The sequence below is a fragment of the Peribacillus sp. FSL E2-0218 genome, assembly GCF_037992945.1.
Taxonomy (GTDB): domain Bacteria; phylum Bacillota; class Bacilli; order Bacillales; family DSM-1321; genus Peribacillus; species Peribacillus simplex_B.
In genome coordinates this window covers 2,402,819-2,424,998 of sequence record NZ_CP150304.1, presented here as the reverse complement: position 1 = coordinate 2,424,998, position 22,180 = coordinate 2,402,819, and the positions used below count along the sequence as shown (strand labels likewise).

Here is a 22,180-nt window from a genome sequence, read left to right as displayed (position 1 = left end):
TTATAACAAAAGAGGATTACCGGAGCTTTGAAGACATTTAGGATGTTGACGCAATCACCGTTCATCTCTATACTTATTAAGTCATAAGAAAAGAACGGGACATATATATACTAATTGGAAAAGGTGACAAGCATGGATTTTACGATTACCTATCTGTCTTTTTATTTAATTCAAGTCGAAGGAAAGGGCGATCAGGCCGATAAACGTTTTAAACATTTTCAAACGCTTGATACGGCAGAGTACGAAGAAAGCCCGCTAAAGGATTTCCTGGATGGGGAATTGATGAAAATCTCCAAACGAAAAGTGGACCGTCATCCAAAAACGGAACAAGTACCGACGAAAATCGGCACCTTCATTGTCGAGGAAGGACATGCACTTGATTCGAACCCTAATTACAATGCATTTAGCCGTGTACGCTATGCCAAAACAAAAGAAGAATTCCAGACCGAAAACGAACAATTCACACGGTCATATATCGATACGAGTGCCGTCCGCGGCGGTGTTTTCCTCATCGCTTCCGCCAAATTAACGAAGTATTTCGATGAACCATTCGTTTTCTTGCTTAAATGTGATTTCGAGCCAAAGGTCGCTTCGATTTCGGACGAACGCACCTTGATCAGGCACGTCGAAATGGCCATCACCACAAAAAATATGAAATCGATTCAATACCCCTACATGCCCGAAGAAGGAATCGTCGAAGAAGCCGAACTGAAAATCCACCAGGCCTCACACGCCCGCTACTTCGAGGATTTCCTGAAATTCGTCGAATATGGCGAATCGATGCCGGAAATCATGAAAAACCAGGTCATCCACATGGTCCATGAACATGTATCCGCCCAATTCGAAGAAAACAGTGACGAATTGCATAAATTCGAACAAGACCTGGAAATCTGGGAAACAAGTGAAAAGCGGGAAATTCAAGAACGCCTTGAAACCCATCAGGTCGTCGAAGCAACAGCCCAGATTGTCGAGCATACACCTGAAGCTGAATTACGAATGAAGCTTGGCAGTACATCCATCAAAGGACTTCTAGCCGATTTCGGCGACAGCATTCATTTAGGGAAGATTAACGGGAAATATGTATTGATGATAGAATCCGATACGATCGAGTTCGATAAAGGCGTGTCGCCGATTGAATTTCATAGGCCGGATGATTTGATGGAGATTGTGGAGAAGATTAGTAGGAAGGTTTGAGGAGTAAGGTTTTTATAGTTTTTCGAACGCTAAAAGTGTTGATATAACTATGATTTCACGCCACAAAAATAAAAAATCAAGGTCTTATGGCTTGTTTATTAAAGTTTCCATTTATGTGAATTATCTCCCCCCCAATTGCAAAAAATTGGAGGGGTTTTTATTTTATTGAGTGCAGTTTATTTGTACAATTCAACTTTATAAATAAAGACCATCAGGAACAACGTTCGTTACCTCTTTATGAATTGACTTTAAGAGTTTGAAAACCTTCTTTAAGCTAAATTTAAATCCTTGAGTAATTAATTTATCATACTGTCTCAAAAAAAATATTTCTTATCCTCCCCTCTAAATTTCCGCAATATTGGAAAAAATAAACTTAGGAGGGATTATTGATGGCTCGCAGAAAAAGAAAAGCTACTTCGAAAAGTAGTGAACTTATTTTACTTACTCTTTTTTTAGGCATATTTCTTATATTTTATATTTTACATTTAATTGCCTTATTCTTAGACAATTTAATTAGCCTTTCAAGGGATTGGAATTTGTTCCAGTGGGGATACCTTTTTGCTCTCTGTATAGGACTATTCTTTTCCCTTCACAAATATAAATTAATGAAGAAAAATGAACAAGCCCTAATTAAAAAACAAAAAGAAAGAGAAAGATTAGAAAAACTAAAAAATGGGGCTGACCTCGATAACCTAAAAATGATGCCACATAGGGACTTTGAATATTACATAGCAGACTTATTTTCTTCGAAAGGGTACGAAGCTACAGTTACTTCGGCAAGTGGAGATGGTGGAAAAGATATTATATTAAGAAAAGAAGGCTATATTTCAATAGTTGAATGTAAGAGATACGCTACTAAAAGAATCGGACGTCCCGAAATTCAAAAGTTTCACAGTGCTTTAATCGACATACAAGCTCAGGAAGGATTTTATGTTACAACTAGCTCCTTTGCTAATACGGCTGTACATTATGTAGCTAATAAGCCTATTATACTTATTGATGGTCAACAATTAATTAATATCATAAGTGAAATTAATATAAATAAATCTAATTAAGAATTAGTTCTTCCATTATACCACTAATCAAATTGTGTTTATCTTACAGCACCATATTATCGTACTTGTTGTAAATAGTTTGAGAATAATCCTAAAAAATAAGTTTTAAATATCCGAGTGATATGACCTGTGTATTACAGACTAGGAAAGGATAATATAATATCAGTAAATTTAAATCTGTTGTTAAGTTATCTAATCAAAACGGAAGCATCAATTAAAATTAAGATCGCTAGGTGTTATGTGAATAGTTATTGGGCTCGTAACACCACAAAGTTTGAGGAATTTAATCATTGGAAAACCTAAATCTATTTTCAACCTAGGTTCCGAAGTTTTTGATTCATTTTAATTTACTCCCCGTCAAGCTACAAATTCACAATTATTCTGTGTCGCAATTTTGAATATCCCCTCAAAAATATTAAATAAGAATTTATCCATTGTATTACTCGATACGAAATCATAATTAATTAATATAAAAAGCATCTTTTTTAAAAATAAAAATGCTAATAATAAAAATTTAAATTCTTTATTATTTTTAGACCTCTATTAAAGACATAATATACATTAAATATCCATTTCTTTTTATTGAATTCTTTATGATCAGATTTAATATCACCTATTTTTTTATTCCTTGGATGAAATTATTCCTCATTCTTTTTGCTATAAAAAATATTTTGTCTCTAATAACATTTTTTTAATATATTTTACCAATCTTTTCAAATAATTCTTTGGCAGTTATATTATACGAATCTGCTTGTTTATTATCTTTAATAACTAACCCAGTTGATTATTGATTTATGTCTATTTTATTATTCCACTCTTTAAATTCACTAATATTCATTGTGTTTTTTAACAAAAATACTTGTCCTCGACTGATTTTCAAATGCTTCCTCTCATAAATCTTTTTTGGAGATATCCATTATTTTTTATAAATTAGGTTCATTCATATGGAATCCTACGCAATCATCAATTAAATATAAAACTGAAGTTCTCACTAAATTGTACCTTCCAAGGCTAGAAATTCCTATATTCATGCAATCCAACCATTTATAGTTTAAATTCACTCCTTTTTACTTATATTATTTCTATTTTTGTAAAAAACTTTATTTTTTCATAAATATTCCATACTATAGACTTAGGGGTTTAGGGACAATTTATCTATAAACATAGAAAAAGAGGAGTGTATATCAATGAATGTTAAAAAGAAACTTTTAAAGTTAGTATAATGTTTATCTCTGTTATTATTTTCTAATGTTTTTGTTACAATCCCACAAGTAAAAGCTGAAACAACAAATTCAACCGAAATTAGTGCCGTATAAAATAGTTTGGATACTATCATTACCTGTCCAAAATTATCTTGTAGTACTGGGAGATCATGAAATATATTTTTGTTAACGTTTATTTGTATCTAGTTTAATAGCATTCTGATAATAATTAAAAAGGAGTGCCTAATAAATGTATAAAAAACCTTTATCGTTCATCCTTACTGTATCACTTACATTAGCTAGTATAGGGCCAATTACTGCTAATGCTTCAACTAAAGATAATCAAAATTTGTCAGTAAATGTATTAGAATCAACAGAAGAAAAGATAGTTATTAAAACAGAAAATGACAATGAAATTGTTCTTTCTACAATTGAATCTGTTGAAAATGACACTGTTGAAGTAATTACTGAATCATCTACTGGCGAAATACAAGAATTTGTTTATCATAAAGGCGATAATTATTTTCTATTGAATGGTGAAAAAGGTGAATTTAAGATGGATGAAACAATAAAACCAGAATTAGGAAATTCAGACGTTACTATTTCGGCGATAATGGCTGCTTCAAGTGCACCTAAATATATGTCTACTACCACTCTTAGTTATAACAAACATGTAAATTCTTTGAGTGCTATAATAACAGTCATTGGCGGCGTGATTGGTACTGCTTATCTCACTGGTTTTAAATTTGCTAAAACTGATTATGCTGGTACAATTAGCGCATGGTTAGGTATTGTTGGAGCAGGAACATACTTCTCTCAAAAATTATTGAGTGGTACTTTTAAAGTTGATAATTATCGAAGTAGTTCCAAGAAATTTACCGGTTGTGAAAATTTGTATCAATATAGATATCAAAACCCAAGAATTAACTTCACTTTATTCGGAAAAACATTCAATAAATCTTATAATAAAACTGGAAGTTGGTATTACGGCACAAGACCATGTGCATAAAATAACAAAGGGGGATAAAGAAGATGCGGAGGATGATTTATCCTTTTACTATAATACTAATTTTTTCTGCATTGGCTGTAACTATATTATTGCGAACAGGTCCTTTTGAACAGCCTATTTGGATGCAAGTAGTATTTTTATTTTTCACCTCTGTATTGGCTTATGCAAATTACAACAATAAATCTAAATTTCCGTTTATTGTTCTAAGTATTTGCTCTATCGTAATGATATCTTCTTTATTAATCAGATTTGTATATCAAGCCTAATTTTTATTATATTCGACCTAAAATCTACTGAAATAAAGGTTAAATCAGCGATATGGAACTTTATATCAAGAATCATGTAAAAGAAGAAAACGCTAAAATTTCTGTTCAAAGATACAAATAATAGTACCACAATACTTCTTTGTAACGAGCTTATTAAGTAAATAAGGGTTGAAAAAATAATAAGGGGGCAGCCTCTAAAAGTCAAAAAAGACTTTTGGAAGCTGCCCCCTTTCTTTTTGAAAATAATCGTTAAGCCTAGCTTACCTTCATTTTTTTGGCATCACTCTGGTTGCCTGATTTATCTTGAGCGTAAATCTTTATGGTTGAATCCTTCTTTTGTGCCTTGATTTTCACTTTATAATATCCTCGGCTATCCACTATTCCTTGGCCAAGCTTCTTACTTCCATTGTAAATATAAATTGATGCTCCCTTTTCACTTTTGCCCGTTACCGATACTGTGTTACTTAAAATTTTATTGACTGAGGGTACAGAAGGTGCAGTTTTGTCGATTACCTTAACTGTTTTACTTCCACTCTTATTATCTACCGAATCAACTGCATAAACAGAAATGCTTGTTCCTGCTTTTTGTTTAGCAATCTTAATCGTATATGCTCCATTTTTTGCCGTTGCTTCTCCGATTTTCTTGCTTCCCACCATTGCATATACTTTTGCATTTGTTTCAGCTTTGCCACTAATAACAGTAGCGTTATCATATACAGTATTGGCTGTTGGGGGGCTTGGTGGAGTTTTATCTATAACTTTAACTGTTTTACTTCCACTCTTATTACCTGAAGTATCTGTAGCATAAACAGAAATGTTTGATCCTGCTTTTTGTTTTGCAATCTTAATCGTATATGCTCCATTTTTTGCCGTTGCTTCTCCGATTTTCTTGCTTCCCGCTAATGCATATACTTTTGCATTTGTTTCAACTTTACCACTAATAACAGTAGCGTCATCATATACAGTATTGACTGTTGGGACTGATGGAGCTGTTACGTCTTTCACCGTTACTTCTTTTACTTCACTGATGTTCCCTGCAACATCTGTTGCCGTTACTGTTAATTTCGTTCCTGCTTTTTGTTTTGGTATTGTAACCGTATATTTGCCTTCAGTATCAACAGGTACTGTCCCTATTACCGTCGTTCCCGCTTTGACCGTAATGGTAGTACCTGCTTCCGCTGTTCCAGAAACACTTGTGGAATTTTCCGTTACTTCAATTATTGCAGGTGAACGTGGAGCTGTCACATCTTTTACCGTTACTTCCTTCACTTCACTTGTATTTCCTACACCATCTGTAGCTGTTACAGAAAGTATTGTTCCTGATTTTTGTTTTGGTATTGAAACCGTATATTTGCCCTCAGTATCAACAGTCGTTGATCCTATTACCGTCGTTCCCGCTTTGACCGTAATAGTAGAACCTGCTTCCGCTGTTCCTGTCACACTTGTGGAATTTTCTGTTACTTCATTTACCGTGGGTGAATCTGGAGCTGTCACATCTTTCACTGTAACTTCCTTCACTTCACTACTGTTTCCTTCATCATCCGTGGCAGTTACCAATAACTTCGTTCCTGCTTTTTGTTTTGGTATTGTAACCTTATATTCACCTTCTGTATTGGAAGTCCCTGATCCTATAACGGTCGTTCCTGCTTTGATTGTGATAGAAGAACCTGCTTCTGCTGATCCTGTCATGCTAGTTGATTTGTCTGTTACCTCATTTACCGTAGGGATATTAGGGGAGATTACATCCTCTACAATAACAAGGGAAGGGTTACTTTTATTAAACCATTCATCAGTTGCTATAATGACTAACTGAGTACCTTCTTTAATTGGTTGTATTGGCATTTTAAACTTACCATTAGAATCTATTTTTGTATTCCCAACAAAATAGTTATATTCAGTGTAGACATTAATGGTGGCATTTTTTTCTCCTTCCCCCTGAATAAAGGTATCTCTATTAGTTATCCTATCTACAATAGGGTGTTCAGGAGGTGTATTTTCAAACTCAGGTGTGTTAGGGTCTGGGTTTTTTAGATACGGTTTAAAGTTTATATATGAAGATGAGCTTAGATCATCATTCTTATCAAAGACCATATTATCAATAAACGATTCATCTGTTGTTCCCCAATAATTATTAGTTGCTATCATTTTAGCATTCGTGTAACCAGCGGGTAAAACCAAAGTATCCTTACTTGTTATTGGGTCACCTAAATCATTTAGTTTAGGAATTAAAAAAGAATTATGAGAAACAATAGTTTCAGAATTATCATAACTAGCCCAATTTTCAATCGCATAGTTAGTATAATTGTAGAATACATTGTTTATGATATTTACCTTAACACCATCACTTGTACCCACACTTATTCCACCACTATTTACAAATACATTACGTTCAATATAAACATCTCTAGTTGGATACCAAAGGTAAAAGGAATCTTGCGTTAAATCAACTAACTTTGAATCCTTTAATACAAAACTCCCATAGACTCCATATCCTGTAGGTCTATATAAGCTCCCTTGAATAATTTCGGCACTTTCAATATCAATTAGAAACTGTTCACTAGAACTTCCACTTCCTGGCTCTATATTTACATTTTTAAATATTATTTTTGATTCAGATTTGCCAATTGCTTCAAAATCCCCGAAAACTCTAATTCGATTATTATTCCCTTTTATTATAACTCCAGGTTCTACATTTAATTTAATTCCATTTGCAATTTGAATATCACCAGTTAAATAGTAAGGGGAATTTTCCTTTGTCCATGTTGCATTTTCTTTAATTATTCCTTTTACACTTGTTCCTTCACTAGCCTTTACAATATCCTCTACTCGAAAACCAAGAATGAACAGTGCAGTAAAAACTAGTATTGTTAAATATTTATACATTTTTGCCTCCAAATAATAAATTATATATAATGAGTTCACACTATTAATATATTAGCCTTACAATTATTCCATTATACACCAATTAACCAAAAAAACTAATGCTTTTGCACCTATTCTCATTATATCTAAATAGATATTTACAAAGGCCCCCACCTTATTTGATGGGGAGCTTAAGTATGTGTGTTTGTACCAATGTTCAACACCATCGGATATTTCTATGTTGTATGTAAATGGCTCCCATATGTTTAGTTATGCACCTTTAATATCAACGCTTCACAAGAGAAAAATGAGAAAATTAATTTACAAAAACAACTTAAAATTTCTTCTTCTACTAATGCCAAGATAGGGAAAGATGGTATTGTATCGATGAAGGTAATTAGTATATATTCTAATAAGGTTTACTATGTAATATTCATATTTTTTCTCTTTTTTTGTTACATTTTCATATAAACGATCTAAACAGAAAAACAAAAAGCCGAGGAATTTATCCTCGCCTTTTTTATGGAACTTAGTGTTTTACAACTTTTGTCGTGGCCTTGGAACTGGTATTCCCGGCCTTATCTTTTGCAGTTACAGTAAGCGTGGTTCCTTTTTTCTGTGCTTTGATCTTGACTGAGTAGGTACCTTTAGAGTTTGCTTTTGCTGAACCAAGGGTTTTGCTTCCTGCCTTCACAGTTACAGTTGAACTTGCTTCCGCTTTCCCGGTAACCACCTTATCATTGTCATCTACTTTCTTTATTGTTGGCTTGCTAGGTGCGACCACATCAGCAACAGTTACCGATGCACTTGAACTTACATTCCCTGCGCTATCTTTAGCTGAAATGGACAACTTCGTGCCTGCTTTTTGAACGGCGATCTTTATAGAGTATGTCCCTTTGGATGTTGCTTTTACAGAACCTAACACCTTGCTTCCATTTTTAACAGTAACAGTAGTACTGGCCTCTGCTTTTCCGGTCACCACTTTGTCATTGTTGTCAACTTTATTTACAGTTGGCTTATTTGGTTTAACATCGTCTACAAATCCTGTTGCAATAGCATATATGTCATCTTCTGTATTATCGTCAAGATCGTAATCATTATCCTGGTCGTAAACGCCTATGTAGTATGTGCCTTTTTTGACGTCATACGCTCTTAATTCAACGTCTTCTTCGTATTTGTTTCCTAAGTATTCCAAGTTGTTATTATCAACATAATCTTTTTGTACCGCTGCAAATCCTAGGTCAATGGCATATGAGGATGCTGATCCTGCTACTAACAAAACTCCATCGCTAGGAACGGCCACTTTGGAAAAGTCTACATCATATAGAGGAAGCAATTGACCAATTGTTGTTTTTTCAAATGACGAATTATCTGCTGAGCCAAAGTCATCATTGTACTCGGTTTCATAAATATAGTCATCATCACTGGAAGATCTGCTCATTTTCCTAAAGCCTTCAACGGATTTCGCTTGTGAACCTTTAACTTCTCTTTCCAGTTGATTAAACGTCCTAGATTCAATGAATCTTTTTTCAAGTGGTTTTTCCATTTGACTTTCTAGAGCTTTTCTTACCAATTCGTTCTCGTTTCCTTCTGCCTTAACAACATCTACAGACAATGACGAAGCAAATAGACCTACCGCAACCAATGACAAAATACCTTTATTACGCACAATCACTCCTCCTACATTCGTTATAAAGAACCACTCACTTCATACTAATACAAAAGCACCTTAATTACCATAAGTTTCTATATGGATATTTTTACGTGCCATTTCACACCCCGACTTAAAACCCAGCTACCTTCACAGGCAGCTGGGTTTCCTATTAGGTCTATTGAGATCCGGTTAGTAAAAAAGCACTCTTTAGTTAGAAGAAAACTTACAGTTCCTTTTTCATAAATACGCTATTTGGGTCCTCGATGTAATCGGAAAACGGCTTACAATATTGGAATCCGATACTTGCGTAAAGTCTTCTTGCTGGTTCGAAAGCATCCATTGATCCCGTTTCCAAACTTAAGCGCCGATAGCCACGTTGCTTGGCTACTTCCATTATGTATTCAAGCAGCTGTTTTGCCACACCCTTTCTTAGATGTGATGAAGATGTTCGCATTGATTTTATCTCTCCATGTTGACCATCAATTTCTTTAAGTGCCCCGCATCCAACTAATTGATCTCCTTCCCATACACTCCAGAATGTAATTTCTGGTTTTCTCAATGCCTCAAGATTTAGGGCATGTATACTGTCTGGAGGGGAATGCAGGGTCATACCATGGAGGTGCTCGCTCACCAGTGCAATCACTTCAGATCCATTCAAATCATCTATTTTAATTTCCATAAAAATCGCCTCCTTATTCTTTACGATGAAAATGGGCTCTGCCTCATTACTTTAACGTATTATTCGGTTGCTTATTGATGAGAAGCACGTGAACCTTACCCTTTCTTATCCGCGTAATTATTGAGGATAAGAAAGGGTACTTGGATGGAGTGGACAAACCGATATGTAATTTGGACCTATTAGAAAAAAGACCTCAACATAATTGTCGAGACCCTGATTCTATGAGCGTTTTTGATAGGCTATTTAGTTGGATGTATGCTATCTGCAATGACCACTCCGTGATTAAATTTAGCAGCTTGCTTTTGCTCCCTCTCCTGAATCGAGTTCATAGGTAAATGAGGGAATAATAATTCGGCTACACGATAGGCTTCCTCCAGATGTGGATACCCAGATAAAATGAAGGTGTCGATGCCAACGGCTTGGTATTCTTTCAGGCGTTCGGCCACCGTTATCGGGTCACCGACTAATGCCGTCCCAGCACCAGCACGTACTAGACCGACACCCGCCCATAAGTTAGGGCTGATTTCCAAATTGTCTTTACTTCCACTAGAAAGTGCTAGCATACGACGTTGCCCCTCTGAAACATGTTTACTCAATTCCCTTTGTGCGGATTCAATTGTCTCGTCATCCACATATTTAATTAATTCATTGGCTGCTTGCCAAGCTTCTTCTTCCGTTTCACGAACAATGACATGTAAACGAATGCCGAAGGTTAGGGTACGTCCTTCTTTTTCAGCCAGTGCTTTTACTCTATTGATTTTTTCTTTTACTGCATCAACGGGTTCCCCCCATGTTAAATACACATCACAGTGTTTAGCGGCTACAGAAAGAGCTTTCTCTGAGGATCCGCCAAAATAGATAGGAGGGTGAGGTGTTTGAACCGGTGGAAAAATAAGACGCCCGCCGTCAATATGTAAGTGTTTTCCTTCATATTCAACTTCTTCCTCTGCCAATAGGGAGCGCCATACGTCTAAAAATTCATTTGTCAGTTCATACCGTTCATCATGGTCAACCGTAATACCATCGCCAACTTGCTCTGCGGGATTACTTCCTGAAACGACATTGATTAAGAGACGTCCCCCTGATAGTCTATCAAAAGTTGACGTCATACGGGCTGCGACGGACGGCAGCATGAGTCCTGGACGAAGAGCTACGAGAAATTTCATGCGTGAAGTGACGGATAATAACGAAGATGCCGTTACCCATGCATCTTCACAAGATCGTCCAGTTGGTAGTAAAGCTCCCTGATATCCTAAAGAGTCAATGGCTTGCGCAAGCTGTTTCATGTAATCGAAATCCACATCACGCCCGCCTTTTGATGTCCCTAAATAGCGGCTGTCCCCGCCTGTTGGAATAAACCAAAACACATTCATTTTATCTTCCTCCTGTACTGAAATAATCCACCGGTTGTTTCCTCTTGCGTTCCTTTGGAAACATTAGTTTGCAATTGTATAATCCAATCACATTATACACTAATCTGATAGCCATTCAAGGAATAAATAATTCGAATATAGTAAATTATCAATATTTTTAGAATTAACAATTTAATAAATCCTTGCATTTCAATCGGAATAATGCAATTATTATAAAATGAACTTCCGATTGGACAACCAAAGGGTTCTTTATTCTGTTGCAAATAGAGAAGGAAGAAAAAGAAAATCCAAACAGTCTAAGGAGAGAAGTTATGGCACAACCAGTAGTTAATGATACGGGGATACAATCGGTCAATACATCTAAACAGCTTAAACTTAAGGAGAAAATTGCTTACGGATTAGGAGATGTAGGTAATAATTTCTTGTTTGATCTTGGTCAAATTTACTTGCTCAAGTTTTATACGGACTCACTGGGTTTGTCGTCCGCAACAGCTGGTTTAGTCTTTTTGATAACGAAAATTTGGGATGCATTCGCGGATATCACGGTCGGCACATGGATTGATAACAGAAAGAATATTGGGCCTAAGGGTAAATTTCGCCCATTCATCCTGTATGCTGCGATTCCACTTGCTTTAATAACGATTGTCAGTTTTACGAATCCGGATTTCTCGCTGACAGGAAAAACTGTCTGGGCATTTGTAACCTACATGGCGTTCGGAACCATTTACAGCATCTCAAATATTCCTTATGGATCAATGGTACCTGCTATGACGAAAGATCCCGTGGAAAGGGCAGAATTGGCATCATTTAGGCAAGCGGGCTCAAATTTAGGACTTCTAATTACGACTGTAGGATTTATGCCTATTGTATTCATGTTCAATAGTGAATCTACTGGTTATGTCGTGGCTGTATCCGTTTTTGCCTTCTTGGGTGTCTTATTGCAAATTTACGGTTATGCCAACGTAAAAGAAAGATATGTGCACGAAAAACCAAAGGAAACAAAGGTCAAGTTGATGGACAGTTATAAAGGCTTATTAAAAAATACGCCTTTACTTGTTCTGTGCTTAGTAAATTTATTTACCTTTTCAGCTTTTAACGTCAAACTTGCTGTTCAGGTTTATTTTTGTCAGTATGTATTGAAAAACGTTTCTATTGTACCTTATATGGGCTTTTTTAGTATTGGATGCGTGTTCTTTGGCGTTGCACTCGTCCCTTTCATGGTCAAAAAAGTTGGTAAGAAGTTTACATATATAGTAGGTTGCGCCATATGGGCCGTAGGAGACATTTCAGCTTATATTTTTGCAGATAACGCATTGATTTTCATTATCCTAGCCTGCTTTGCTTTTTTTGGAAGTTCATTTGTAAACAGTTTAAACTGGGCTTTAGTTTCTGATGCTGTCGAATATGGAGAATGGAAAACCGGTAACAGATCCGAGGGCGTTGTTTATTCGTTCTTCACCTTCTGTCGTAAGCTTTCTCAAGCAATTGCAGGCTTCGTTCCCGGGCTTGTATTAGGTTTGGTCGGTTATGTGCCAAATGCGGTTCAATCTGCAGATGTACAGCAAAGTATTAGAGGGTTAATGTTTATCTATCCAAGCACTCTGGCCATGGCTACCATTGCAGTTGTCGCAATATTCTATAAACTATCGGACGAAAAATACAATCGTATCATTAAAGATCTTAGTGAACGTAAAGATAATGTTTCCATGTAGTTACTCCAATAGATGCACTGCACGTATAAAAGAGGCGAGGAAAATTTGTGGACGCACCTTTTCCTCACCTTTCCCCCAAATCGTTCGGTGCAAAAAACCATTCACTTATGAATCATCTTGAACCTTGGATGGGGCATACTTACATTATTCATTCTATCTAACCTTTTAGGCCACGGTACGAGGAGCGCCTTGGCTTTTTCCTTTGTTCCATCCTCCACCTTCCACCCACCTATTATGTCTATGTGGGCTTAATAACGATCCATTGGTTCACCTAGGCAATCCAGATCTCTTGTGATACTGATGACAATTTCATAATTCCCGCCGTTTATCATATTGACCTTTTGAACCTCCACGATATCATGCTCATATTCCTTGCTGTAATCGCACATTTCATGTAAATGAGATTGAAGGTTAAAATTCCGCCTGTTTTTAATCTTTAATTTAATGGATAGTTGATTCGTTTGTATATTCATTGCTGCCCATCCTCGCTATCAATATTTTGTATATTCTTTTTTTCCATTTTCAATATGGAGTTCGAGTTCGGCCTTTTGGCGCAAATGATGATGGAAATGCATGCCGACCAAATCATGCCATTCCTGCGCATTCAGCCAGCCGAAGCCCCCATGCTTCACTTTGAGGTTTGGGTTAATCGCACCCACCTTCCATTCCCATTCCTGCAATCTGTTCTTTACATGATCCAGCCTTGTTGTAAGCTTTTCCATACTATCTTGATTATTTGGCGGGGCGTTCATTTCATCCGGTAACTTGATCTTAATCGGAGGAAAGCCGCCATTTCGATATAACCGCTCACCAAATTCCGTTTTCCCGAGCCCATGCTCCGCTTCCGCTTTCGCACAAAGTTCCACGTTATCAAGATACTCATGGGCGACGGCTATTAAATGGTCGTACATCTGACAGATGGTCCAAACTCCCTTGGCATTTATATATTGCAGTTGCTCGATGGAATAGTTTTGCCAATCACTTTTATAGGCTTCTATCATTTCCGATGCTCCCAAACTCCCCTCTCCATTCACCTATAATTTACGGAGATTGTTCCATAGCCCCTTCAAGATTAACACAATTATCCATTTATCATTTATGTTTCATGAAGTAGGTCTATGTTTTTTTTGTCTTCTTTTCTGGGCATTATATAAAATTTGTCCATTTACAAGTGACAAACTTATGGAATCTTCTTGTGCAATCCGATGGACAAGATTGCTAGAATGATACTATGAAAACGGATTCACGTTACACCACCATCAATAATCTTTAAAACATTTAAAAAATTTTAGGAGGAAAGAAAATGAGAGCATTAGTGATTGAAGAGCCTTATAAAGCAGTCGTGAAGGAAGTTCCTTATCCTGTACCGCATTCCGGCGAGGTAACGATCAAAGTGAAGCATACCGGTATATGTGGCACCGATATCCATATTTACAAAGGGGAATTCCTGTCTCCCTATCCGATCATTCCAGGACATGAATTTTCTGGTGTCATTCATGAAATCGGAGAAAATGTAACAGGCTTTCATGTAGGTGAACGCGTAACCGCTGATCCTTCTTTATTTTGCGGCGAATGTGAATATTGCTTAACCCATCGCGGTAATCAGTGTACTAATTGGGGCGCCCTCGGCAATACCACTGATGGCAGCATGGCTGAATATGTAAAAGTCCCGGCTCGAAATGTCTTCAAATTACCTGATTCCCTTTCATTTGAAGAAGCTGCCTTCATCGAGCCGATGGCCTGTGTCGTGCATGCCATGAACCGGCTCGATCTCCAGGTGGGGGAACGCGTTTTATTATTTGGGGCTGGTGCAATGGGACAACAATTGATTCAATCCTTGAAGATGGCCGGTGCTTCAGAGCTTGTCGTCGTCGATCTTGATCAGGCAAAGTTGGATATGGGGCTCGAGTGGGGAGCTACAAAAGGGGTACTCAGCCACGAAATGGAAACAGAGCTGAATCAAGAAAAATACCCGCATGGTTTCGATGTTGTTGTTGATGCTACCGGAATCCCTTCCGTCATCGAACGGGCATTTGACTACATCGGAAAAACCGGTAAATACCTTCAGTTTGGCGTGACTGCCCAAGATGCCAAGATCTCACTCGATCCATTTAAATTGTATAATAATGATTGGACGGTTTTAGGTTCCATGGCAATCAACTACACCTTCATCCCTGCTTTCCACTGGGTGAAGGAAGGCCGGATCCAATTAAAGCCCCTTATTTCCGATCAGCTGTCGCTTGAGGAAACGATTGATTATTTACAAGGAAATCGCAGCAGCAGTCAATTTAAAGTCCAGGTAGAAATTGAAAAATAACGGCATGCCGGTCCTTGCCATCGTTTGGGCAGTTCATCTCTGCCTGCCCAAACGATGCTGACCGGCTTTTCACTAAACAGCGGAAAGGAAAAAAATGATGAATCCAACATTATTAGTAGGAATCGATATTGGCACGCAAGGAGCGAAGGCTGTGGTGATTGATGATATGGGACATGTCGTCTCTTCGGCCGATGTATCTTATTCGTTTGAAAGCCCTCAACCCGGCTGGTGTGAGCAATCTCCCTCCCTTTGGTGGGAGTCCGTCATAGCCTGCTTGCATAGGTTATGGAAAAACGGCGTTGATCCGGCAGACATCCGGGCGGTGGGCGCCACCGGGCAAATGCATAGCCTGGTCATTTTAGATGAACGGAATCAGCCGATCCGGCCAGCGATTTTATGGAATGATGGAAGAACTTTAAAAGAATGCGGCGAAATCGAAGAAATCATCGGGGCTGATCGTTTATTTACCACGACGAGAAATCCGATTCTACCTGGTTTTACTGCGCCAAAGCTATTATGGCTCAAAAACAATGAACCCCATCAATATTCCCGGATAAAGAAGGTCTTAATGCCAAAAGATTATCTCGTCCATGAATTGACTGGAGAGTTTTCAGCCGATGTGACCGATGCAAGTGGGACATGTTTGCTGGATGTCCAGAAAAGAGAATGGGCTTGGGACATAATCAAAGACCTTGGCTTTTCTTCGGAATGGTTTCCCCCTGTATCGGAAAGTCAGGAAGTGGTCGGAACCATTGGCGAAACAGCTTCACGGGTGACTGGATTGCCAATCGGAATCCCGGTGGTAGCCGGAGCCGGTGACAATGCAGCCGCTGCCCTGGGAAATGGAATAATAACGGAAAGAAAAGGGAGCATCAGTATCGGAACTTCAGGGACCGTTTTCGTTCCCCTGAACGAACTGCCCGACCTGGCAAGAGATCAAGCCGGCACCCTCCACTTGTTTTGTCATTGCTTGCCTGGAATGTGGCATGCGATGGGTACGACATTATCGGCAGGCATGTCTTTAAGGTGGCTGCGAGACACTTTTGAAAAGGAAAACTATGACGACTTACTTGATGGGGTTGAACAAGTTGAAGCTGGTGCAGATGGATTATTGTTCTTCCCCTATTTGAATGGAGAACGGTCACCATTGAATAACCCCCGGGCGAAAGGTGTTTTCTTCGGGTTAACATATGGACATCATCGCAAAAGCATGGCACGTGCCGTGATAGAAGGTGTTTGTTATAGTTTAAGAGATGTATTGGATATGATGGAGAAAGCTGGGATCGAGGTGGCGGATTGGACGGTCACGGGCGGTGCCATTAAAAACCCCATTTGGACAAAAGTGCTTGCTGACGTATACCAGCAGCATCTTCAGGTTCATGTGGAACGTGAAGGCCCGGCTTATGGTGTATCCATTCTGGCTGGACTTGGCAACGGAGTATGGAAGGCGGTCACCGATTTACCCATGCTTGATCAGGTTGCCAATCGGATTACTTGCAATCGGGAAAACCAACATGTGTATGACGCCCAATTTGCCCGCTATCAATCCATTGCACAAGCGATGAATCCTTTGTTTTAGTACATATAAATTGATGGGAAATGCTTGATGAGAAATGAGGTGTTAAGGATGGCAGAGAAAACGCAAATATTTATTAGCAGCCGCCAAAAGATGATAATCGACCGTCTTCTTGAAAGCGACTTTCCGATAATGCCGAAAGATATGGCTGAGGAACTCGATATCAGTTTACGGACTTGCCAGCGTGAGATAGCCCAGTTAAAGCCGATTGTACGGTCATATGGACTGAAGATCATGAAACAGTTTCGAAGCGGGATATGCTTGGTTGGGGATGAGGAATGTAAAGGGGTTCTGGCAGAAGAACTGGAGAAGGCCCATCAATCGACCTCCTTTTCTCCAAAAGACAGGCAGCTTGGAATCATCTGTGACTTGTTACGCGATCAGACACCAACCAAAATGTTCGTATTCAGCCAAAAATATTATGTGACGGAAGCGACGATCGGCCATGATTTACAAGAGCTGGAAGGCTGGTTGAACCAATTTCATTTGACATTGGTTCGTAAGCCGGGGCTCGGTATTTTCATATCTGGGGAGGACAAGCATTTACGAGCGGCCATTACTGCGGTTGTAAATAATCAAACACTTCCAGAGAATTGGCTGGCCGTGTTTGATTTATTGAAATCAGGAAAAAAAGAAGATTGGCAGATTGAAAAACATATCCCGTCCATGTATTTGGACCTGTTGGATTTGGATATTCTTCATGCAGTCGGGAAAGTGCTAACGGAAGCAGCTGAACGTCATCCTTCCCTGTTTTCAAACGAACGGGACCGAATCAGTGTTTCCCTTCACTTAGCCCTTGCAGTCGAGCGTCACAAGGACCAAAACAATGATCTTGTGGCGGCCGACCGTAAGCTAATCGAGTTGTACCCTTCTTCTTATTTTATAGCGGAAAGATTAAAGGAATTACTGGATATCCAGCTGCCGGAAGAGGAAATAAATTATTTGATCCTTCATTTATACGGGGTCCAGCCTAATCTCCCGCTTGAACAGTTTCAAGAAGAGGAAACCACACATTTAATCAGGATCTTCATCGAAGGTGTGAAAGCGGAACTAAATGAGCCATTGACGGACCCGATGTTAAGTGAAGGACTGCTTAAGCACTTCTACCCTGCACTAAACCGGATACGCAACGGACTGCCCATTCATAACCCGCTTCTTTCCCAAATTCAACGAGACTATCCCGTTGTCTATGAAGCAAGCCGGAAAAGCGCTGAATCACTCTCGAATTACCTTGGCGTTAGGATACCTCCCGCTGAAATTGCTTATATGGCCATACACGTGGGGGCAGCACTAATAAATCAGCAAAATCTAAAAGGGCGCGTCGCAGTCGTTTGTGCCAGTGGATTTGGCACCTCTCGCTTACTTGCATCCAGATTAAAGCAAGAAATCCCCGGCCTTCAGGTTTCAGAGGTTTTGTCGCTTAGTGAACTGCCGGGTTGGCTGGAAAACAACTGGCAAGTCGATGCAATCGTATCAACGATACAAATCCCCGGCATCACGGAAGAACGCCTTGTCGTAGTATCTCCCATTTTAAGCGACAATGATATTCAAAAAATAAAAGGGAAATTGAAAAAACAACAAAGCAGCACACAAAGGCCACGCTCGGATGATCATCCGTCAGAAGACTCTTCACTTATGGGAATTGCTCACTACGGAGAGGCCTTCGCGCAAGTGATGAGAGGATTATCATGGATGGAGGCGCTTCCAACAAAGGAGAAGCTTGCGTGGCTTCATGCCTTTGTCTCAAGATCGCATGCCGTCATCTCCCCCGAAGGGCTGATTGAAGCATTTGAGGAAAGAGAGCGGAAAGGCAGCTTTGCCATAGGTTCAATTGGGATCTTGCATAGCCGGACGGCTGCTGTCAGGACCCTTTTCGTCAACATTATTTCGTTGAAGGAAGCAATGCCATGGCATACTGAAAGTGGAAAAAAGCAAGTCGTCGATACCTTGTTATTATTGGCAGCACCGCCCGATGCACCGCGTGAGCATTTTCCGCTTTTAGGGGAGTTAATAAGCGGCCTTCTTGATGATGAGCTAGCAGGAGCCATCTCTTCCGGCAACAAGGAATGGACTCTTATTGCCGTGAAAGAGCATTTTCAGCAAGCTTACCAGGAAAGGATTTTATCTTATGCAAGAGGAAAACAAAGATGAATCGCATAGGACGCATATATAGTTCGATTGTTTTTCAGAATATCTCCATCATAATCGCAGCCGGCATCTTGAATATTTTGTTTGGGCCACATGGATGGAAGCCCGATGCTGGCATGAGTCAATTTATCGATCCGATTTATCGATATGTGTTGCCACTCATGCTTGCCTATACAGGTGGGAAACTTTATGGCGGCCATAGCGGGGGCATTGTTGCAAATGTTGCGATGATCGGGCTCATCATGGCTTCCGATATGCCAATGATCATTGGAGCGATAATATTCAGTCCGCCAATCGGTTGGCTTTCGGCATGGTTGGAACGGCGAACACAGGATTATATTCCGATTGGCAGTGAACTTCTGATTGCCAATCTTATTGATGCGTTGCTTAGCATAGGTTTGATGTTAGCCGGTTATTACTTGGTTGGCTCCCTTATGAACGATGTTCTCAAGCATATAAACAGTGGGTTGGTCATGCTGGTCGGATCAGCATGGCTCCCCTTTTTATCCTTGGTCATCGAGCCTGCCAAGGTGATGTTTTTAAATAATCTCATAAACCATGGGATCGTCGCGCCATTCGGTATTCAACAGGCACGCGAACTCGGGAAAAGCATCATCTTTCTAGTAGAGGCGAATCCTGGACCAGGCTTCGGTGTCCTGCTAGCTTATTTGATGACTTCAAGCAAGGAAGAAAAGCCATCCATCCGAGGAACCGCTGGAATTCAGCTTTTTGGAGGAATTCACGAAGTGTATTTTCCATATATATTAATGAACCCCGCCTTATTCATTGCAGTAATTGCCGGAGGATTCACTGGCATTTCCTTTTTCCAGATATTTGATGTCGGACTCGTTTCCACAGCTTCTCCCGGCAGCATTCTATTGATCTTGTTTCTAGCTCCGCAAGAAGATATATTAATCATTTTAGCAGGAGTCGGGTTATCGGCCGTGGTATCATGCATCGTCGCTCACTTTATTCTCGTGCGATCCCATGCTAAACGGAGCGGGTCACCTATGGAGTCCCTCACCTTGCCGCTTGGTGAAAAAGAAGAACGTCCAAGCATCATGATTCTTGATGAACCGCCCTATAGCCTTTCATCCATCCGGCATGTTACGATTTCCTGTGACGGAGGGATGGCTTCAAGCGCAATGGGAGCTGCCATCCTAAGACGGAAAGTGAAGGAAGCCAGGCTGCCGAATATCCAAATCGAGCACCGTTCCATCGATGATATCCCAACCGAAACTGATTTGATCATTATTCAGCACCAACTAAAAAAGAGAATGAACCAGATGCATCAATCCACTTTGATCATAGGGGTGAATTCATTATCTAACTTACTGGAATATGATGATATCGTTTTACTCATTAAGAACAGAAATCAATCATATTAAAATCGCTGTAATTTATAAAAACGGCGATGACCTGCTACATTTTCATCAGACAAAGCCTGCCGGTCTCACCGTATAAACGTGCTCGAACAACGTCATCATGACGATGTATACGAGAAATATTTTGATTGTTACGTTAGTCCAACTGTTGAGCCATCAATACCCCTGCCTATCCTGATGGACGCGTAAAACCCAAAAGGGGTTCCGAATTCTCCCTTTCGAACCCCTTTTGGTCCACTTACTGAGCCGTCTGAATGAATTAGACGGTTTTTTCCATTGCTTCCAAGTTTACCTTTTCCGCTTCATCTTTTTCCTTTGCCGGCAATTGGATAAATACGGTCAATATGGCACTGATGAAATATAAAATCGCAAGCATCCAGATTAAACCACTTGCACCCATCGGTTCATAAAAAACACCTACAAGCGCCGGGCCGACAAATACGGGAAGCCCTGCCCCTAAATTCAATACAGAAACAGCCGCTCCTTTGTCTTCTTTTACAAGCGAAGGTACCAAAGCAGATAATGGTACATAACCTGCAAGCGAAGCCCCCCAGAACATTCCGGCAATAAAAACGAATACAAGATTACCGTTCGTCCATATTGGCATATAAAATAACAACAGTGTGGAAAACCCTGCAAAAACCCCGCCAAACCAAATTACCGTATTACGCCATCCTAGTTTATCACCGACTATTCCAAATATCACATTGAATACGATGTTGCTCGTGAAAATCATGCCCCACATGGTCAGCCATGTATTGATGGAAATTCCGTAATTGGCCATGTGAATCGGCAGAAAAATCGGAAATGCAAATTGGGAAGTCGTATTGATGGTTCGGACAACCCCTCCAATCGCAACCTTTGGTTCCCTTTTTAAGATTGTAAAGCCCTTTGTCAATTCCTTTAATTTTGCTCGGGTACTCATGCTGCTGCTTTTAAGTTCCAGTTTGTCACGATTCATGACAATGGCAAACATTGCTCCAACACATACCCAGAATATCGATGTCCATAGAGTGCCAATATGCCCGAACCGTTCAATCGCCCATATCGAATAATAAGCACCCAGCACATTCAATCCGCCTGTAAAAACAAACCAAAACCACCCCACTGCCGCTCCCAGCTTATGTTTAGGACTCCGGTAATTGATCCATACCATGAAGCTATAGGCAAAAAGAGGATATCCGAACCCACGGAGAGCATAAGTGAGCAGCATCGTGCCCTGATTCAACTCGGCAAGGCCAAAAGCTATGAAAGAACTGGTTCCGATTATGTAAACTAATAAACCCGTAAACATGATTTTTCTAGGACCGAAAGCTTCAGCAAGCACTCCAGATAGAAAGGAAGCAATGGTAACGGTAACTCCATACGCCGTATAAAGAGAAGCGGTTTGTTCGACGCTCATTCCCCGTCCTTGCAAATAAGCACTCATCCAAGCGATTTCCAAACCGTCACCCATCATGAAAATCAGGATTCCCAGATATCCCCAAGCGAGCGACTTCGTAATGCCGATTTTATCTAATAATGTCAGGTTCATTCCGTTAACCGTACCCATAAACATCCCCTTTTCCTAATCAATTAAATGCATGATTGCGCTTTCATCATTTCAATTAGTATAGCATCGTTCAAAGGGAAATTGAGGCGCCACTTCTCTCAACTTTGGCGCTTTTTCCATGACAAAATTTAACTATTGCGAAAATAACCATTTTCAATATTTTCCAAAATAAAACCCTGAATCTTCCTCTCTCAGA

General features: G+C 39.5%; 15 protein-coding genes. 8 read left to right on the top strand and 7 right to left on the bottom strand.

What is annotated here, in order from left to right:
* The first annotated feature begins 132 nt into the window (after positions 1 to 132).
* The 3 genes from MHI53_RS11675 to MHI53_RS11665 all read left to right on the top strand — a co-directional run bounded on the left by MHI53_RS11675 (position 133) and on the right by MHI53_RS11665 (position 4,460).
* Positions 133 to 1,194: a DUF3900 domain-containing protein gene (locus MHI53_RS11675; protein ID WP_061141947.1), complete on the top strand. Its 1,062-nt coding sequence runs from the start codon at positions 133 to 135 to the stop codon at positions 1,192 to 1,194.
* A 389-nt stretch (positions 1,195 to 1,583) separates the two neighbouring features.
* Entirely contained in the window at positions 1,584 to 2,249 is a 666-nt protein-coding gene (locus MHI53_RS11670) for a restriction endonuclease (protein ID WP_061141948.1), read from the top strand.
* A 1,452-nt stretch (positions 2,250 to 3,701) separates the two neighbouring features.
* Entirely contained in the window at positions 3,702 to 4,460 is a 759-nt protein-coding gene (locus MHI53_RS11665; RefSeq protein WP_340373549.1) for a hypothetical protein, read from the top strand.
* A gap of 521 nt (positions 4,461 to 4,981) precedes the next feature.
* Here the strand turns inward: MHI53_RS11665 and MHI53_RS11660 are convergent.
* From MHI53_RS11660 to ssuD, 4 genes are all read right to left on the bottom strand, one after another.
* On the bottom strand, positions 4,982 to 7,609 hold the full coding sequence (locus MHI53_RS11660) for an Ig-like domain-containing protein (RefSeq protein WP_340373548.1): 2,628 nt from the start codon (positions 7,607 to 7,609) through the stop codon (positions 4,982 to 4,984).
* Positions 7,610 to 8,117: 508 nt separating this feature from the next.
* Positions 8,118 to 9,257: an Ig-like domain-containing protein gene (locus MHI53_RS11655; RefSeq protein WP_340373547.1), complete on the bottom strand. Its 1,140-nt coding sequence runs from the start codon at positions 9,255 to 9,257 to the stop codon at positions 8,118 to 8,120.
* 208 nt (positions 9,258 to 9,465) lie between these two features.
* A complete protein-coding gene (locus MHI53_RS11650) occupies positions 9,466 to 9,921 on the bottom strand; it encodes a GNAT family N-acetyltransferase (RefSeq protein ID WP_340373546.1) in 456 nt (151 codons plus the stop codon).
* Between the two features lie 239 nt (positions 9,922 to 10,160).
* A complete protein-coding gene (gene ssuD, locus MHI53_RS11645; RefSeq protein ID WP_100532282.1) occupies positions 10,161 to 11,294 on the bottom strand; it encodes an FMNH2-dependent alkanesulfonate monooxygenase in 1,134 nt (377 codons plus the stop codon).
* Between the two features lie 311 nt (positions 11,295 to 11,605).
* Between ssuD and MHI53_RS11640 the strand changes: the two genes are divergently transcribed.
* Positions 11,606 to 13,006 (top strand): MFS transporter, encoded by a 1,401-nt coding sequence (locus MHI53_RS11640; RefSeq protein ID WP_340373545.1) that lies wholly within the window; start codon positions 11,606 to 11,608, stop codon positions 13,004 to 13,006.
* A 248-nt stretch (positions 13,007 to 13,254) separates the two neighbouring features.
* Here MHI53_RS11640 and MHI53_RS11635 read toward each other — a convergent pair whose 3' ends face one another.
* Positions 13,255 to 13,479 (bottom strand): hypothetical protein, encoded by a 225-nt coding sequence (locus MHI53_RS11635; RefSeq protein WP_061141956.1) that lies wholly within the window; start codon positions 13,477 to 13,479, stop codon positions 13,255 to 13,257.
* Between the two features lie 18 nt (positions 13,480 to 13,497).
* Positions 13,498 to 14,007 (bottom strand): DinB family protein, encoded by a 510-nt coding sequence (locus MHI53_RS11630; protein ID WP_340373544.1) that lies wholly within the window; start codon positions 14,005 to 14,007, stop codon positions 13,498 to 13,500.
* Positions 14,008 to 14,309: 302 nt separating this feature from the next.
* Between MHI53_RS11630 and MHI53_RS11625 the strand changes: the two genes are divergently transcribed.
* From MHI53_RS11625 to MHI53_RS11610, 4 genes are all read left to right on the top strand, one after another.
* Positions 14,310 to 15,323, top strand: coding sequence for a zinc-dependent alcohol dehydrogenase family protein (locus tag MHI53_RS11625; protein WP_340373543.1), 1,014 nt, complete (start codon positions 14,310 to 14,312; stop codon positions 15,321 to 15,323).
* Between the two features lie 97 nt (positions 15,324 to 15,420).
* Positions 15,421 to 16,902 carry a xylulokinase gene (gene xylB / locus MHI53_RS11620; RefSeq protein ID WP_340373542.1) on the top strand — a complete coding sequence of 494 codons (1,482 nt, stop codon included), beginning with the start codon at positions 15,421 to 15,423 and terminating at the stop codon, positions 16,900 to 16,902.
* Positions 16,903 to 16,950: 48 nt separating this feature from the next.
* Complete coding sequence (locus MHI53_RS11615) at positions 16,951 to 19,050, top strand: PRD domain-containing protein (RefSeq protein ID WP_340373541.1); 2,100 nt, start codon at positions 16,951 to 16,953, stop codon at positions 19,048 to 19,050.
* A complete protein-coding gene (locus MHI53_RS11610) occupies positions 19,047 to 20,435 on the top strand; it encodes a PTS mannitol transporter subunit IIBC (protein WP_340373540.1) in 1,389 nt (462 codons plus the stop codon). Before MHI53_RS11615 ends, MHI53_RS11610 begins: the two co-directional genes overlap by 4 nt.
* 256 nt (positions 20,436 to 20,691) lie before the next feature.
* On the opposite strand, the gene MHI53_RS11605 is transcribed toward MHI53_RS11610, so the two are convergent.
* Positions 20,692 to 21,984: an MFS transporter gene (locus tag MHI53_RS11605; protein WP_340373539.1), complete on the bottom strand. Its 1,293-nt coding sequence runs from the start codon at positions 21,982 to 21,984 to the stop codon at positions 20,692 to 20,694.
* Positions 21,985 to 22,180: the final 196 nt, after the last annotated feature.